This is a genomic window from Rothia mucilaginosa (genome assembly GCF_901875305.1).
Lineage (GTDB): Bacteria > Actinomycetota > Actinomycetes > Actinomycetales > Micrococcaceae > Rothia.
Genome location: NZ_CABFLY010000006.1, coordinates 166,009 through 181,203, shown reverse-complemented (window position 1 = coordinate 181,203; position 15,195 = coordinate 166,009). Strand labels below are relative to the sequence as shown.

General features: G+C 59.3%; 16 protein-coding genes. 13 read left to right on the top strand and 3 right to left on the bottom strand.

Going from position 1 to position 15,195, the window contains the following annotated elements; all coding sequences use genetic code 11:
- The 13 genes from JX292_RS08020 to JX292_RS07960 all read left to right on the top strand — a co-directional run.
- A partial coding sequence (locus JX292_RS08020) for a transglycosylase SLT domain-containing protein (RefSeq protein WP_204863267.1) occupies positions 1–1,909 on the top strand: 1,909 nt, incomplete at its 5' end.
- Positions 1,902–2,834, top strand: a complete 933-nt coding sequence (locus JX292_RS08015) for a phage distal tail protein (RefSeq protein ID WP_204863265.1) — start codon at positions 1,902–1,904, stop codon at positions 2,832–2,834. The genes JX292_RS08020 and JX292_RS08015, both read left to right, overlap by 8 nt.
- A gap of 17 nt (positions 2,835–2,851) precedes the next feature.
- Positions 2,852–3,952: a siphovirus ReqiPepy6 Gp37-like family protein gene (locus tag JX292_RS08010; protein ID WP_204863263.1), complete on the top strand. Its 1,101-nt coding sequence runs from the start codon at positions 2,852–2,854 to the stop codon at positions 3,950–3,952.
- 18 nt (positions 3,953–3,970) lie between these two features.
- Positions 3,971–4,966 (top strand): hypothetical protein, encoded by a 996-nt coding sequence (locus JX292_RS08005; protein ID WP_204863261.1) that lies wholly within the window; start codon positions 3,971–3,973, stop codon positions 4,964–4,966.
- Positions 4,967–4,975: 9 nt separating this feature from the next.
- Entirely contained in the window at positions 4,976–5,365 is a 390-nt protein-coding gene (locus JX292_RS08000) for a hypothetical protein (protein ID WP_204863260.1), read from the top strand.
- On the top strand, positions 5,365–5,562 hold the full coding sequence (locus JX292_RS07995; RefSeq protein ID WP_204863258.1) for a hypothetical protein: 198 nt from the start codon (positions 5,365–5,367) through the stop codon (positions 5,560–5,562). The genes JX292_RS08000 and JX292_RS07995 overlap by 1 nt, the downstream gene beginning before the upstream one ends.
- 9 nt (positions 5,563–5,571) lie before the next feature.
- Entirely contained in the window at positions 5,572–6,036 is a 465-nt protein-coding gene (locus tag JX292_RS07990) for a hypothetical protein (protein ID WP_204863257.1), read from the top strand.
- A gap of 2 nt (positions 6,037–6,038) precedes the next feature.
- Positions 6,039–7,313, top strand: coding sequence for a hypothetical protein (locus JX292_RS07985; RefSeq protein ID WP_204863255.1), 1,275 nt, complete (start codon positions 6,039–6,041; stop codon positions 7,311–7,313).
- Positions 7,313–8,089: an SGNH/GDSL hydrolase family protein gene (locus JX292_RS07980; RefSeq protein ID WP_204863253.1), complete on the top strand. Its 777-nt coding sequence runs from the start codon at positions 7,313–7,315 to the stop codon at positions 8,087–8,089. Before JX292_RS07985 ends, JX292_RS07980 begins: the two co-directional genes overlap by 1 nt.
- Positions 8,090–8,515, top strand: coding sequence for a hypothetical protein (locus tag JX292_RS07975; protein WP_204863251.1), 426 nt, complete (start codon positions 8,090–8,092; stop codon positions 8,513–8,515). It begins immediately after the preceding gene.
- Positions 8,516–8,577: 62 nt separating this feature from the next.
- Positions 8,578–9,903: a right-handed parallel beta-helix repeat-containing protein gene (locus JX292_RS07970; RefSeq protein WP_204863250.1), complete on the top strand. Its 1,326-nt coding sequence runs from the start codon at positions 8,578–8,580 to the stop codon at positions 9,901–9,903.
- Between the two features lie 6 nt (positions 9,904–9,909).
- A complete protein-coding gene (locus JX292_RS07965; RefSeq protein WP_204863248.1) occupies positions 9,910–10,809 on the top strand; it encodes an N-acetylmuramoyl-L-alanine amidase in 900 nt (299 codons plus the stop codon).
- Between the two features lie 24 nt (positions 10,810–10,833).
- Positions 10,834–11,187 (top strand): hypothetical protein, encoded by a 354-nt coding sequence (locus tag JX292_RS07960; RefSeq protein ID WP_204863246.1) that lies wholly within the window; start codon positions 10,834–10,836, stop codon positions 11,185–11,187.
- 200 nt (positions 11,188–11,387) lie between these two features.
- Here JX292_RS07960 and nrdF read toward each other — a convergent pair whose 3' ends face one another.
- The 3 genes from nrdF to nrdI all read right to left on the bottom strand — a co-directional run bounded on the left by nrdF (position 11,388) and on the right by nrdI (position 15,195).
- Positions 11,388–12,365: a class 1b ribonucleoside-diphosphate reductase subunit beta gene (gene nrdF, locus JX292_RS07955; RefSeq protein WP_204863244.1), complete on the bottom strand. Its 978-nt coding sequence runs from the start codon at positions 12,363–12,365 to the stop codon at positions 11,388–11,390.
- 146 nt (positions 12,366–12,511) lie between these two features.
- Complete coding sequence (gene nrdE / locus JX292_RS07950; RefSeq protein WP_204863243.1) at positions 12,512–14,692, bottom strand: class 1b ribonucleoside-diphosphate reductase subunit alpha; 2,181 nt, start codon at positions 14,690–14,692, stop codon at positions 12,512–12,514.
- On the bottom strand, positions 14,665–15,195 hold the full coding sequence (gene nrdI / locus JX292_RS07945) for a class Ib ribonucleoside-diphosphate reductase assembly flavoprotein NrdI (RefSeq protein WP_204863242.1): 531 nt from the start codon (positions 15,193–15,195) through the stop codon (positions 14,665–14,667). Before nrdI ends, nrdE begins: the two co-directional genes overlap by 28 nt.

Sequence of the window (15,195 nt, the reverse complement as noted above, 5' to 3'; positions counted from 1 at the left end):
CTGGCTGTACGAATCAATCGTGAAGCCCGTCTGGGATTGGATTACTCAGGTAATCAACGGCTTCCTGAACTGGTGGAACGTCACCTTCGTCCCCCTGTTCAACGCCGCAACCCAGATGCTAGGAAATATCTTCCGCTGGCTGTACGAATCAATCGTGAAGCCCGTCTGGGATTGGATTACTCAGGTAATCAACGGCTTCCTGAACTGGTGGAACGTCACCTTCGTCCCCCTGTTCAACGCCGCAACCCAGATGCTAGGAAATATCTTCCGCTGGCTGTACGAATCAATCGTGAAGCCCGTCTGGGATTGGATTCAGATTACTATCCGTACTTTCTCGGACTGGTTCCGAGACGTTCTAGCCCCAATCATCAAGGGCGTTGTCGACGGAATCGGTAGCGTCTTCCGGTGGCTGCATGAGAACGTCATCCGCCCTGTATGGGACGGCATCGGCTCAGTCATTCGTAGCGTCTGGGACGGCAGCATCAGACCGGTCTTCGACGCAATGAGCGACTGGATCACCAACAGGGTTCCTGCCGCGTTTAACCAGGGCGTCAACGCAATCAAGGCGTTCTGGGACAACCTGGTCAATGTCGTCAAGAAGCCTGTGCGATGGGTGCTCGACGTGGTCGTGAACCAGGGATTCATCCGCCACTTTAACAACCTCGCAGGAACGTTCGGGATCAACAAGCTTCCTGAAGTCAGCCTCGAAGGCTGGGCGGCGGGCGGCTACACCGGAGCCGGCCGTAAATATGACGTCGCCGGCGTTGTCCATCGTGATGAATTCGTCATCAGGAAGGAATCGCGTAGGCGATTTGAAAGGGAGAACCCAGGCGCTCTGGACTATCTGAACCGCACCGGCGAGCTTCCTTATGCCGCACTGAGCGGCGGCGGTAGCCCGCACGTCGGCCAGTCATACGCGGCGGCCCTCAACGTCCAGGACAATATCCCAGGGTATGACTTTGGTGGACTTGTCACGTCCGCAGTCAATCTAGCGACGGATGTCGCTGGGGCCGTCATCGATGCAGGCCGCGAGCTCATCGGAACTGCAGCAGGGAAGGTTATCGATGTAGCGATCAGCCCGGCCAGGGGTGTCCTCGATGGGATCGGTGGGCTATTCCCCGGCTGGGCGGGTGACCTCATGCGAGGAGCAGGGAACCATCTGCTCGATGGTGCCCGCGAATGGATCGTGAACACGCTCAAGGGCAAAAACCAAGACGGCACCGACGTTGGCTCAGCAACCCCCGTTGCTGCCTCCAACGGCGGTGTGATGCGTTGGAGGGACACCGTCATCCAGGCGCTCGGCATCGCCGGGCTCCCCCAAGACGGCGCCTACATCAACGCATGGCTCAGCCAGATTCAATCAGAGTCGAATGGCGACCCCAACGTCACTCAAAACGGCTACGTTGACGTGAACACTTTGACAGGCGACTTGGCGATGGGCCTAGTCCAGGTCATCGGCGCCACCTTCGCAGCCTTCCGAGACCCCTCACTCCCCAACAACAGGCTGGACCCACTCAGCAACCTTGTCGCCGGCATGCGGTACGCCAAGGCGCGCTATGGGTACAGCGGCATGCTGGGAGTCATCGGTCACGGACACGGCTACGCGGACGGTGGCCGAGTAGCGGGCAACCCGTCATGGGCTAAGGCTTTCTCTACCCCGCCGAAGCTCTACGATGCAGGCGGCCTGCTGACGCAGGGCGTACAACTCATCGACCACCGCAGGAGCACCCCCGACTACGTGTTGACTGACCGACAGTGGAAGGCGATGTACAGCATCGCAAACCACACGTCGACATCTACCAGTACCGGAGGAATCCACATCGGCTCCGTCAACGGCCTCTCAGCCGAGGATGTCGCATACGAAATCTCAAAGCTGCAGAGGCGAAAGGAGGCGCTCGGCATTGCCTAACCAGGCTAAACCTGCCCCCCGTATGAGGCTCCACCCAGCGGGGGGCGGGACGCCGCTGGAACTATCCAGCCGCTCCACCACCGACTTCACCGTGCTCAACGGCTGGGAAGGCTTCGGCATCCCACCTGTAGAGCACAAGACCTCGGAACGTGTCGACGGACCCGGCTCAACGGTGCGAACCACGAGGTTCAAAGAGCGAGAGATTCACCTACCGCTCATGATCTTCGGGAACTCGCAAGACGAGTGCCTCCAAAAATGGGACGCGCTTGTCGCCGCAGTCTCACCTCTATCGACGGCAGCAGGCACGGCGCACGCCAAGCTAGAAGTAACGCGCCCCGACAAAACCACACGCTACATCGAAGTGCTCTACAAGAGCGGTCTCGAAGGCACCTACGGGACCAACTTCAACGGCTGGTGGATGAAGATTGGGCTCACGCTCCTAGCACCCAGCCCCTTCTTCTGGGAACAAGACGCCTCAATCAGCTGGAACGTGAGAGGCGCGTACAAGCCCTTCATCAGCGGCGGCGAACAGACGAAGACACACAAATTCTTCCCCATCATGCTCGCCCCCTCTGTCGTCCAGGGAGAACGCGAAATCTCCATCACCGGCGATTACGAGGCAGCCCCCGTCTGGAGAATCACCGGACCCGTCACTGATGTCAAAGTCATGCACGCCGAAACAGGCGCAGCCTTTGTCGTGACCGGAACCCTCAAGCCAGGCGAAACAATCACCGTAGACACCCGCATCTACGACATCTACTCCGATAGCGCTCGCAACGGTGAGCTCTGGGACCGCCTCACCGACACGTCACAGCTTTTCCGCCTACCCCCAGGTAGATCAAAGCTCCTCGTGACCGGCACAGGAATGGACGACAGAAGCGAAATTGCTCTAATCTACCGGCCCCAATACCTCACAGGAATCTAAACAAACAGGAGGCCACGATGCTCACCGTCGGAATGCGCGATGAAAAATACCGGTACCGTGGCCTCCTTAAAGCCTCAAAAGTCGAGCTCATCACCCGACTCAATGAGCCCGATACCTTCATCGTGGATGTCGCCCCCGAGCTGGCGCAGCAAGCCACCCGCCTCCGAGAAGGCTGGGGGCTCGTCCTACACGACGGCGGTCTACGAGTCTCCGGAGTCATCACAGCATTCCACCGCACGGCAAAAGACAACGCACTCGAAGTCGAAGTGACCTGCACGTCCGAGCTCATCTTCCTCAAAGACCGACTCGCCTACCCCGACCCCTCCCACCCCGAAGACCAGCAAACCACCGCCCGATACCAAGACCGCGGGCCCGCAGAAACCATCATCAAACGCATCACCTCCCGCAACCTCGGAGCTGAAGCAATACCGTCCCGCCGCATTGAAGGGGTCCACATCACCGATGACGGCGGACGCGGAAGCACCGCAGCCATCGACACCCGCCTCAAAAACCTCCTCGAAACCCTCACCCCAATCGCCACCGCCGCTGGCCTACGCATGACCGCCATCTACCAAGACGGCAAAATCAACTTCGACACCACCCCCTTCAAAAACCGATCCAGAGCAGTCCGCCTCTCATACCTCTCAGGTGAAGTCGTTGGCTGGGAAATGACAGACCGAGTCGGAACCGCCACCGCAGTCGTTGTCGGCGGCCAAGGCGAAGGCGAAGACCGGAAACTCACCAGCCAAACCCGCGCCGACTCATGGCTACGCCGTATCGAAATCTTCAAAGACCGCCGAGACAGCGACAACCCAGAAACACTCACGAACGCAGCCAACGAAGAGCTCGAAAAAGCGAAGAGCGAACGCTCGATGAAAATCACGCTCTACGAGACGGAAACCCGCCGCCTCGGAGAGGCATACAACATCGGCGACACAGTCACCATCGACGCCGCCGCCCACGTTACCCCCTACAGCGCACAAATCGTCGAAGCAAAGATCTCGTGGGAAAACAACACCCGCACCGTTGAGCTCACCATTGGCGCGCTCGGCGCCACCCTCCGCCAGGCAGAAATCGAGCGACTCCGCAACGAAGTCGCTGCGCTGGCGACCGTCTAGAAGAAAGGTTTTCACGCTATGAGTGAAGATACTGAAATTTCATTCCCGGTGGTCAATCAGCCGCTGACAGCTGAGCAGTGGTCGAGCGTCACGTACGGATTCGGCAACGGCTCATATGATGAGGGTACCGGTGACTACCGGGTTGGCACCGATAACGCGTCTAACAGTGTTTGGGTTGAGCCTCCGTCAGGAACGGGGTTTGCCCATGCCACTGTGGCCGGCTTTTATCATCGCCTCTATAAGCGGATTAGCTTCCCGTGCCCGCCGGTGACGGCCAAGACTACCTATTATTTGACGCTCTGTTATGACCCTGCTCGTCAGAGTTCGATGCCACTGAAGTTGGAGCTGGTGACCCGGCTGGATTTCAGTGGAGGCAAGCAGCATCTCGTGATGTGCGAGTGGGACCGTGAGCCGAACCAGTTGGTGTCTCAGATGCCGATTCGCCTCAAGAAGCCTAGGGTCGCTCCCAGTCTGGACGTTCAGGACATCGGTAATCTGCCGCCGGCAGAGTCTCAGATCTTCGCCACGCTGGTTTATGTGAACTCTGAGAGAAGCTTTTATCGTTGTTCGATTCTGGGCGGGCAAAAGGCGTGGGCGCGCGTCGCTGGCTCCCGGCAGTCAGGCATTCAGATGATGCCTGGATGGGCGTACAGCGAGTCGTCCCCTAACACATCTGGAATCATTACGACTCCAATCACGGATGGCTTTAAATGCGATTTCTCGGGTACCTTCGGCCGTGCCGCCTACACCTACGTTGTCGGTGAATCATGGCACAACATGGGCACGTTTATACCTGACCCGCTCCGTACGAAGCGGTACAAGGAGACGATTTTCCCAGTGCTGTACAACACCAAAGCGAATGGGGTGAAGCAGCTTCTGTGCCGTGTCCAGTTCAGCTCAGGGAACATTGACATTCGGAGCGTATCTGGGCAGACCACTATCGAACAATACGGGGAGCTCCATATTCCAACGATCAGCTGGATTTCGGACAAATCCAATGTCCTCGATTGGTAAGGAAGACCGGTGCATACTATCACAGCAAAAATGCTCGACCCATCAGGAAACCCCCTCCAAGGGTCCATCACCTTCACGATGGCACAGACCCACACCACCGGAGACCACGGCGAAGTCTACAGCGGAAGCGTCACCGCCCCAGTCGACCGAGACGGCACCATCCGCGCCCACCTCCTCGAGGGAGACTATACTGTCACATTCAAAATCTGGGAACCCGCCTCTGGGAAGATACTCAACATCCCCAACACACAGATCAAGGTGAACCGTGATGCAACATTGGCAGAGCTAATGCACCCTGCAGCAGGCACCCCGGCTAGAGGCGTAACCCCTCCGACACGACCTGGCGAGCTTGTAGTCTCCGAGGACACCCTCAACTTACTCACAGGAGCTAACCACTAATGGCGAAGAAAATCTCAATCGTCATCCTCAACGACGACGGCGAACTCGATGGACAGGCCAAAGCCCACGTCCAGCGAATGATTGCTGACGCCATCACCGAAGCAAAAGCTGAGCTGCTAACTGAGCTCACCCCCCAAATCACCAGCAAGCTCGACGCGGCAGTATTCGCTGAATACACCGCAACAGACCACAGCTAGGAGATCCAAATGACCGACTATATTAAGGTCTCCGCCGACTTCAAAACCATGCTGGAATCTGAATCAGTAGTCGCCGGCACCGTCGAATTCACCCCCGCCACCGTGGTCACTGACGCTGGAACCGTCTTCGCCCCTGCCAGAATCACTGGACACCTAGTGGGCGGCGGCATCCTCGCCAACAGCCCCTACGCCAAAACCGACAACGCAGGAGTAAAGCTCGTCGCCCTGCCCAACGGCGTAAAGTACACCGCCACCGCGTACCTCCGAGCAGCAGACGGCACCGGCATCCCCGCCATCACCTGGGCTCTCACCGCCATCACTGGCCAAGACATCAACCTGGCAAACGCCCCGGTAATCGGAGACAAGACGCAAACCACCGTACAGCCGGCACTCCCCAGCGCTCGCCGCACAGCATTCCGCGTCGTCGATGCCGGTGCCGGGCTCGGCCGACTCATCGAGGTAGAGGAGAACTAATAATGTCTGAGAAGACCCTAATCGACCGCATCGTACTAGCAGACGAACACGGCCACCTGCAGGGCAAGCCCCTAGAGGGTGTTACCGCCGCGATTACGGCGGCAGTTGCCGAGGAACTGGCAAAGCATCCGGAGCCCAGTCGGCCGGCGGATGCTCGTCCGGTGGAGGTCATCACCGGCGGCTCCATCCCTGCGCTCGCTGAGGGCGAGCAGGAGCGTGCGTTCATGGTCACTGCCCAGGCGACTGCACCTGATGGTGTGACGTGGCTCGGCGGCGAGGCACCGGGCGCGGCGTTCCGCGGGCTCGTGGTCATGCGTCGCGTCTCGGACGGCACCATCCTGGGCGTCTATCGCTCTACCGATAACAGCAACACCCCCGTGGTGCCGCCTGCTCCTAACCCGCAGCCTACCCCTGCTGCGCTGGCTCGTCCGACTGTGACCACCACTGCGGCGGCAGGCTCTGTGACTGTGAGCTGGGAGCCCGTGGCTGGTGCTGATTCGTATGAGGTTCAGGTCGACACCGGTGAGCCCGCGCTCGCCGCGTCCCCGCACACGTTTACTCCCACCGCGACTGAAGGCACCGTCAAGGTTCGTGCTGTCCGTGGCTCCGAGCGCGGCCCCTGGGGCATCGCCGTCTATGCGGCGGCAGTGACTCAGACCGAATCCGCCGTAACGGGATATGCTACAACCTGGGCCAATAATGGCTGGATTGAGGTCAATAAGAGCTTGTCCCAGTATTTCAAGGTAGAGGGTGCAACAGTTACTGGCTGGGAATACCCACGCAACTCGCAGACGTGGGAGCCAGTGCCGGCCTCTGACACGGACCACTACAAGCCGCAGCCCGCGGATAAAATCTTGGTCGCCCAGGGGACCAAGATTGAAAATGAGGGCGACAAGGTCCTCATCACTACCGCCAAGCCGATGGGCCCGGGCGACGCAATTGGATTGGACAAGAGCGAAACCTACGGCACCCTGCGCTTTAAGGTCATCGACCGAGCCGGCACCCCCACATACATTTGCGACCAGTACCCCCCTATTCCAGAGGCAAACGGCCAGTTTTCCAGCGGCCGCTGGGACGCTGCACCTGTACAGGCAGGCGATAAGCTCGAAATTGTGCACGGTCCCGACAATTACATGATTGGCACCGTCATCCGCGCCACCGGCGACCGCGTGAAGATCTACGGCTTCAAGGTCGACGACTGGTCCAAGACTCGCCTCATCTGGCACGGCTGGCACTGGGAGTCTGGCTCCGCAACCCTCTCTAAGAAGGCGGCGTAGTGTCCAACCTGTTCACTATTCTCGCTATGGGAGGTGGCGGCGAGCCAATAGCGCCCGCCCCGCCCCCGGAGGCACCTGCCCCTGCGGCGGTACCGTACAGGCTCGGCCCAGACACCCACATCATCATCGACGCAAACAGCTACTACGCTGCCTGGACCTACCCAGGAATCCAGGAAATCGGTGCACTCAAACAGCACATCACAAGTGCTGGAGCGACCGTCACCAATACCGCTATCCCTGGGCAGACGTGGACCAATATGCGCGTCAATAACGAGGACGTCCTCGCCGCGTTCAAGCCTGGCAAACGGAACATCCTCATCTGCGGCGAGACCCGCAACTGGGTAGCAACACACGGAGGGTGCACTGTGAATGATGTCGCACTAGAGGCATCTCTCTACATCGCAACTACCCGCGCCGCTGTCCAGTCACGGTACGGGCAGGATTTTGACCGAGTCATTCTCTGCGGCACCATCCCCAACAGTACGTTCCTGGATGAGCCCTGGAAGAACGACATCCCTGGTATGAACAAGGTCCTGTCGGGGTTCGACGACCTGGCGCGTGCAGACCCCGGCGCGCTGGGCGCTGACGTGTTCGCAGACTTTCGTAGCAAGACCCGCTGGTTTTCTAGCGATGGAACTGCCCGCGCTCCGTTCGCTCAAACTCAGGAAACCGTCAAAGAGCCTATCACCGGCACCGACTGGGTCCACCCAACGGGCGCGGCGCGCGAGGCCTTCGCAGAGGCAATCGCTGACGCACTCAAGAAGCTGGAGGCGTAGATGGACCTTGGCTGGGTTATCCCGCCTGAGCTCTGGGCTCTGGCGGGCGTCATCATCGGTACGCTCATCCCGGCAGTAATGGCGTGGTCGACCGGCAGGCAACAGGCTAAGCACGAGTCCAACAAAGCGCTCATCGAGGCGTTGGAGCGGCGTATCAACGACTTGGAGGTTCATCTGCGAGATGAGACCGGAGCGCGCCGTGCACTGGAGAAGGAAGTGCGTCAGAGGGAGGAGGCCGCGCATGCGACGGCCGACCGGGCGCGCATGGTCATGAGCGTCGCGGTGGCGCATATTAACCGCCTGAATGGGCATATTGTGTCTGGGTCGCCTCCTCCTCCTCCTCCGTTACCTACCGAGGTTGCGGATTGGGTTTCTGCGGAGTTGTGGACATCAAAGCTGCGGCCAGACGCCACTGAAAACAAGTGAAAATTAGGTGAGGACGGGGAGACCTATCAGATTGGTCGCCCCGCCCTTTATTGAAGGAGGTAATGATGAAATATGTTGTCGACGTTGTAGAGACTGCTACATCTGCACCTGAATCTCAGCCGCCGGTGCCTGCCGTGGCTACTCACCGCACTGTGAACGTGGTGGATGCTGGCGCAGACCCGACCGGCGCCACAGACTCTACCGCGGCGATTAACGGCGCGATTCGCCGTGTGCATGAGGCTGGTGGCGGCACCGTGCATCTGCCTGCTGGTGCGTACCGCGTGTCCGCGCCGTTCATTGAGCTGCTGGGCGGCGTGCACCTGCAGGGTGCTGGTCGTGAGTCGACTGTGATTTTCGCAGACACTGGGGCTGGTTCGGAGCAGAAGACGGCGATTATTCATGCTGGCACCTGGCTCACCCCGCGTATCGGCAAGGACAATCTGTTGATGGGTGTCTCGGATTTGTGGATCAAGAGCTCCCATCCTCGCCCGTCGCACGTTTCGTCGGCGACTCCGCGCCCTGGTCAGGATGGCATGCACCCGAATATCGGCGGCATCCTCTTGCATACCGAGCTGGGGGATAACCCGGCAGAGCCTGACGCCGCTCACCGTATCGAGAATGTCCTCATCTGGGACGTCGCTTTCGGCGTAGCAGTCCTCGGCCTGGATGACCAGGGATGCCAGCTGCGAAATATCCGTGTCCGCCGAACTCTGGGTGCTGGCGTGGTGATTGGCAAGTCGCCGGAGCACATCACCTCTGTGACGGCTGGTCGCCGTGAAATTGGTGCGGCGGACAATATCCTCGACGCTGTCGACGTATCAGGGGCCAACATCGCCGGCGGCACGTCGGCAGGCTTCGAGGTTTACGCGACTAATACCACGCTGATTGGCTGCAAGGCCTGGTATAACCGCCGCTCCATCGGTGGTGTGGAGGGTAAGACCGGGAGTATCTGGGACACCTCTAATATGCACCGTTTCACTGCCGCCGGCGCTGGCTTCTTCGTCCGTGGTGGCCGCAACATGCTCGCCTCGTGCACTGCTCAGGAGAATGGCGGCCATGGCGTGGTTCTCGTCGGCCATTCCTCGCAGGTCACCGGGTGCCGCAGTGCTTCCAGCTCCTGGCACGACTGCGTAGATGGTGAGGCTAAGCCTTCCGAGGCTGCGGACTTCTTCGTTACGAATTGGGCGCACCACCTCATCCTGAGCTCGAACATTGCGCAGGCGGAGTACAAGGGCAAAACGCCCCGCTACGGCTTCGCAATCGAGAAGTGGGCTCACGACATCAGCGGCACCTCAAACATGACCGTCGACATCCCCACCCCTCACCGCGCCACCGACATGGGCGTGGCTGTGAAGCTGGAAATCAATACTGACACTATCGGAAAGTAGGGAAACATGCTCCTCCTCGAGCCCGACAGCAAGCTCGTGACCGAACTGGCTCCGAGCCCCAACCACGATGACGGATATTACACCCGCAAGAGTCCCTGGGTCGTCCTCCATACTATGGAAACTCCCGAGAATTCTACCGTCGCCCGTAACATCGCGACCGGCTGGTTCTCCCGCACCGAGGCTCAGACCTCCGCACACTACGTCGTCGGCGACACTGAAATCTTCCAGTGCGTGAACGAGGGCGATTATGCCTGGGCCGCTATGCCCACTGGCAACGCCCACGGCATCCACATCGAGATGGCCGGCCGCGCCTCACAGAGCCGCAACGAGTGGTTCGACGACTACTCGCGATCCCTGCTGGAGCTGGTCGCCGCCCTCACCGCAGACATCTGCGCACGCCACGGCATCCCTGTACGCATCCTCACCGACGCACAGCTCGCCGCTGGCGAGAAGGGTATCACCTCTCACGCCGCAATCAGTCGCGTCTTCCGAGAATCTGACCACACGGACCCCGGCTACGGCTTCCCCTACGACTACTTCATCGAACGAGTCCAGGCCCACCGTAACGGCACCGCCAACATCGCTAACGGCGCGCCGCCGGCACCGGCCCCGCAGCAGGCAGCCCCCGCACAGCCGGCAGGCCCCACCCCGCTCCCGAACGGCGTCTGGTACAACGCCCGCGGTTGGTTCACTGCTGACCGACGGTTGGAGGTATCTGCTGACACCGAGGTAGATTCGGTGGCGTTGGGATACTACACCGCTGGCAGCGGCTTCAACTTCGACGGGTATGTCGCGAACAACGGCTACGTGTGGTTGTCCTACGTTTCATGGGGTGGCGCTCGTCGATATGTTGCTGTTGGCCCTAACGACGGCCGCGAGGACACCACCTGGGGCACCGGATTCTAATAACCAAAAGGAGAAAATAAAATTATGACCGCACAGAAGCTCGCATCCCTCCGCGCAGCAATCTACGGCGTCGCCGCCACCATTGGCGCAATCTTCGTCACCAACGGCATCATCACCGGCGAACAGCTCGCAACCTACCTGCCGCTCATCCCCGCCGTATTCGCACTTGTAGTGGCTATCCTGAACGTCCGCCCGCACGCAGAGCCTATCGACATCGACGCACTCGCTAACGCTGTAGTCACGCAGGCAGTGAGTATCATGCCTGCGCCTGCTGCACCGGCTAACCCGAACGGCGACCACTACGACCCGACGGCTAGCGAGCAGCTCAGCAAGTATCTGCTCGACAAGCCCTCTGCACCCGCCGCACCGGAAAAGTAGACTAGCTGATAAGCCCCTTCAGTACCTGAGAAATCAGGTGCTGAAGGGGCTTATTTTTTGTGCCCTCGTACCTCTGTAATAGGAGGACATAATGAGGACACAATCAACCGATATTAGGGGTGTTCGCCTGGTGTAGCCTGGGGCGTATTCCCCAGAAAATCAAGGCGACACAGCCGCCTACGGTCGGTTAATGTGAACCCTTAGAAGTCCCAGTCCTCATCCTCGGTGTTCACGGCCTTACCAATCACGTAGGAAGAGCCGGAACCCGAGAAGAAGTCGTGGTTCTCGTCAGCATTCGGAGACAGCGCCGAGAGGATAGCCGGCGAAACGTTGGTCACGGTAGCCGGGAACATTGCCTCGTAGCCCAGGTTCATCAGAGCCTTGTTGGCGTTGTAGTGCAGGAACTTCTTCACGTCCTCGCTCCAGCCCACACCGTCATACAGGGAGTGGGTGTACGCGATTTCGTTCTCGTACAGTTCGTACAGCAGGTTGAAGGTGTACTCCTTCAGCTCTGCCTGGCGCTCCGGGGTCTCCTTGGCCAGGCCGCGCTGGAACTTGTAGCCGATGTAGTAGCCATGCACAGCCTCGTCACGAATAATCAGACGAATCAGGTCAGCGGTGTTGGTCAGCTTCGCGTGCGAGGACCAGTACATGGGCAGGTAGAAGCCCGAGTAGAACAGGAAGGACTCCAGCAGGGTCGAAGCGACCTTCTTCTTCAACGGGTCGTCACCGGTGTAGTAAGCCAAAATAATCTTGGCCTTCTTCTGCAAGTGTTCGTTCTCAGAAGCCCAGCGGAACGCCTCGTCAATCTCCTTGGTAGAGGCGAGGGTCGAGAAGATCGAGGAGTACGACTTCGCGTGCACGGACTCCATGAACGCGATGTTGGTGTACACGGCCTCCTCGTGTGCAGTCACCGCATCGGGCAGCAGGGAGACGGCGCCGACGGTGCCCTGGATGGTGTCCAGCAGGGTCAGGCCGGTGAAGACGCGCATGGTCAGCTGCTTTTCTTCGGCGGTCAGGGTCTTCCAGGAGGGCACGTCGTTGCTCAGCGGCACCTTCTCCGGCAGCCAGAAGTTACCGGTCAGACGGTCCCAAACCTCGAGGTCCTTCTCGTCCTCAATACGGTTCCAGTTGATAGCTTCGACCACGTGGTCGACGAGCTTCACCTTTTCGCTCATTAGTATTTCTCCGATTCTTAGGGGCGGTCACGGCGCACACGTACCCGTGCTACCGCGCAGGCGGTTTGCGTGTTTACCGTAACCGCCCCTTCCAGTCTTTAGTTATAGTGTGCCAGCTCAAGCTGAATGCATCACAGCATTCGGGCCTAGAGCATGCAGGATACGCAGCCTTCAACCTCGGTACCCTCAAGAGCCATCTGACGCAGACGGATGTAGTAGATGGTCTTGATGCCCTTACGCCATGCATAAATCTGGGCACGGTTAATATCGCGGGTGGTGGCGGTATCACGGAAGAAGAGGGTCAGCGACAGGCCCTGGTCCACGTGCTGGGTTGCCACGGCGTAGGTGTCGATGATCTTCTCGTAACCAATTTCGTAGGAGTCCTGGTAGTACTCCAGGTTGTCGTTGGTCATGTACGGTGCCGGGTAGTAGACGCGGCCGAGCTTGCCTTCCTTGCGGATCTCAATCTTCGAGGCAATCGGGTGAATCGAAGAGGTCGAACCGTTGATGTAGGAAATCGAGCCGGTCGGCGGAACAGCCTGCAGGTTCTGGTTGTACATGCCGTGCTGTGCGACGTCCGCTGCCAGCTGGATCCACTCCTCGCGGGTGGGGATGTGGTGCTTGGCGAACAGCTCGCGGGTGCGCTCGGTCTGCGGCGCCCATTCCTTCTCGATGTACTTGGCAAAGAACTCACCGGATGCGTACTTCGAGTTCTCGAAGCCCTCGAAACGCTCACCGCGCTCCTTAGCGAGCAACATGGAGGTGCGGATTGCGTGATAGGCCACGGTGTAGAAGTACATGTTGGTGAAGTCCAGCGCCTCTTCGGAGCCGTAGAAGACGTGCTCGCGTGCCAGGTAGCCGTGCAGGTTCATCTGGCCCAGGCCCACGGCGTGGCTCATCTTGTTGCCACGCTCGATGGACGGCACGGAGCGGATGTCGGACTGGTCCGAGACGGAGGTCAGCGCACGGATTGCGGTCTCCACGGTCTTACCGAAGTCGTCGCCGTCCATGGTGAGGGCGATGTTCAGCGAACCGAGGTTGCAGGAGATGTCCTTACCGACGGTCTCGTAGCCGAGGTCGGCATGGTAGGTGGAGGCCTCAGAAACCTGCAGAATCTCGGAGCAGAGGTTCGACATGATGACCTTACCGGCGATGGGGTTCGCGCGGTTGACGGTGTCCTCGAACATCACGTACGGGTAGCCAGACTCGAACTGAATCTCCGCGATGGTCTGGAAGAACTCACGAGCGTTAATCTTGGTCTTGGTGATGCGTGCATCATCGACCATCTCGTAGTACTTCTCGGTGACGTTAATGTCAGAGAAGGGCACGCCGTAGATGCGTTCCACATCGTACGGGGAGAAGAGGTACATGTCCTCGTTCTTCTTGGCCAGCTCGAAGGTGATATCAGGGATGACGACGCCCAGGGAGAGGGTCTTGATGCGGATTTTCTCGTCGGCGTTCTCACGCTTGGTGTCCAGGAAGGCGTAGATGTCGGGGTGGTGCGCGTGCAGATACACGGCACCGGCACCCTGACGTGCGCCGAGCTGGTTTGCGTAGGAGAAGGCGTCCTCCAGCAGCTTCATGACGGGGATAACGCCCGAAGACTGGTTCTCAATCTTCTTGATGGGCGCACCGGATTCGCGCAGGTTGGTCAGGGCGAATGCCACGCCGCCGCCGCGCTTGGAGAGCTGCAGGGCCGAGTTGATGGAGCGGCCGATGGACTCCATGTTGTCTTCCATGCGCAGCAGGAAGCAGGAGACCAGCTCGCCACGCTGCTTCTTGCCCGCGTTGAGGAAAGTCGGGGTAGCCGGCTGGAAGCGGCCCGAGATGATCTCATCCACAATTTCCTCGGCCAGCTTCTCGTTACCTTCTGCCAGTAGCAGTGCCACCATGCAGACGCGGTCCTCGAAACGCTCCAGGTAGCGCTGACCGTCGAAGGTCTTGAGCGCGTAGGAGGTGTAGAACTTGAAGGCACCCAGGAAGGTAGGGAAGCGGAACTTCACGGCGTAGGCACGCTTGAACAGGTTCTTGATGAACTGGAAGTTGTACTTCTCGAAGAGTTCCGGCTCGTAGTACTGGTTCTCGATTAGGTACTCAATCTTCTCTTCCAGGTCGTGGAAGAACACGGTGTTGTTGTTGACGTGCTGCAGGAAGTACTGACGTGCTGCCTGGCGGTCGGCGTCGAACTGAATCTTGCCGTTCTCATCGTAGAGGTTCAGCAGAGCGTTCAGCTCGTGGTAGCTCATCCCCCGGAACTTCTCGGGTACGGTGTTGCCGGTGTGGCTCGCACCGAGAGTTTCTAGTGCTGAGGGCAGTTTTGCGTCCAAAATGCTTCCAATCCTTCGTTGACTTTTTCTACATCTGCTTCGGTACCCATGAGCTCAAACTTGAAGAGCACGGGCACATTGCACTTCTTCGCGACGATATCTGCCGCGATACCGAAGAGCGGGCCAAAGTTAGTGTTGCCGGATCCAATCACACCGAGCATGTTCGCGCGGTTCTGATCCACGTTCAGGAACTTTACCACCTGCGGGGGAACATTGCCTGCGCCTTCGGGCTTGCCATAGGTGGGGACGATCAGCACGAAGGGCTCATCGAGCACCAGGGTGTCTTCGCCGGTGCGCAGGGGCAGGCGGAGACGGCGAGCATGAAGCTTCTCCACGAACTTGTGGGTGTTGCCAGAGATGGAGGAGAAATACACGACGAGCGGCGCGGATGCGTCCGTCAGGACCTCGGTCGCTCGACCCTCAGAGGAATTACGCGCATCCATAAGAATCTTGCGGATTTCTGCGTGTTCATCTGCGGGGTTGGGCGTGAGGACGGTACTCAA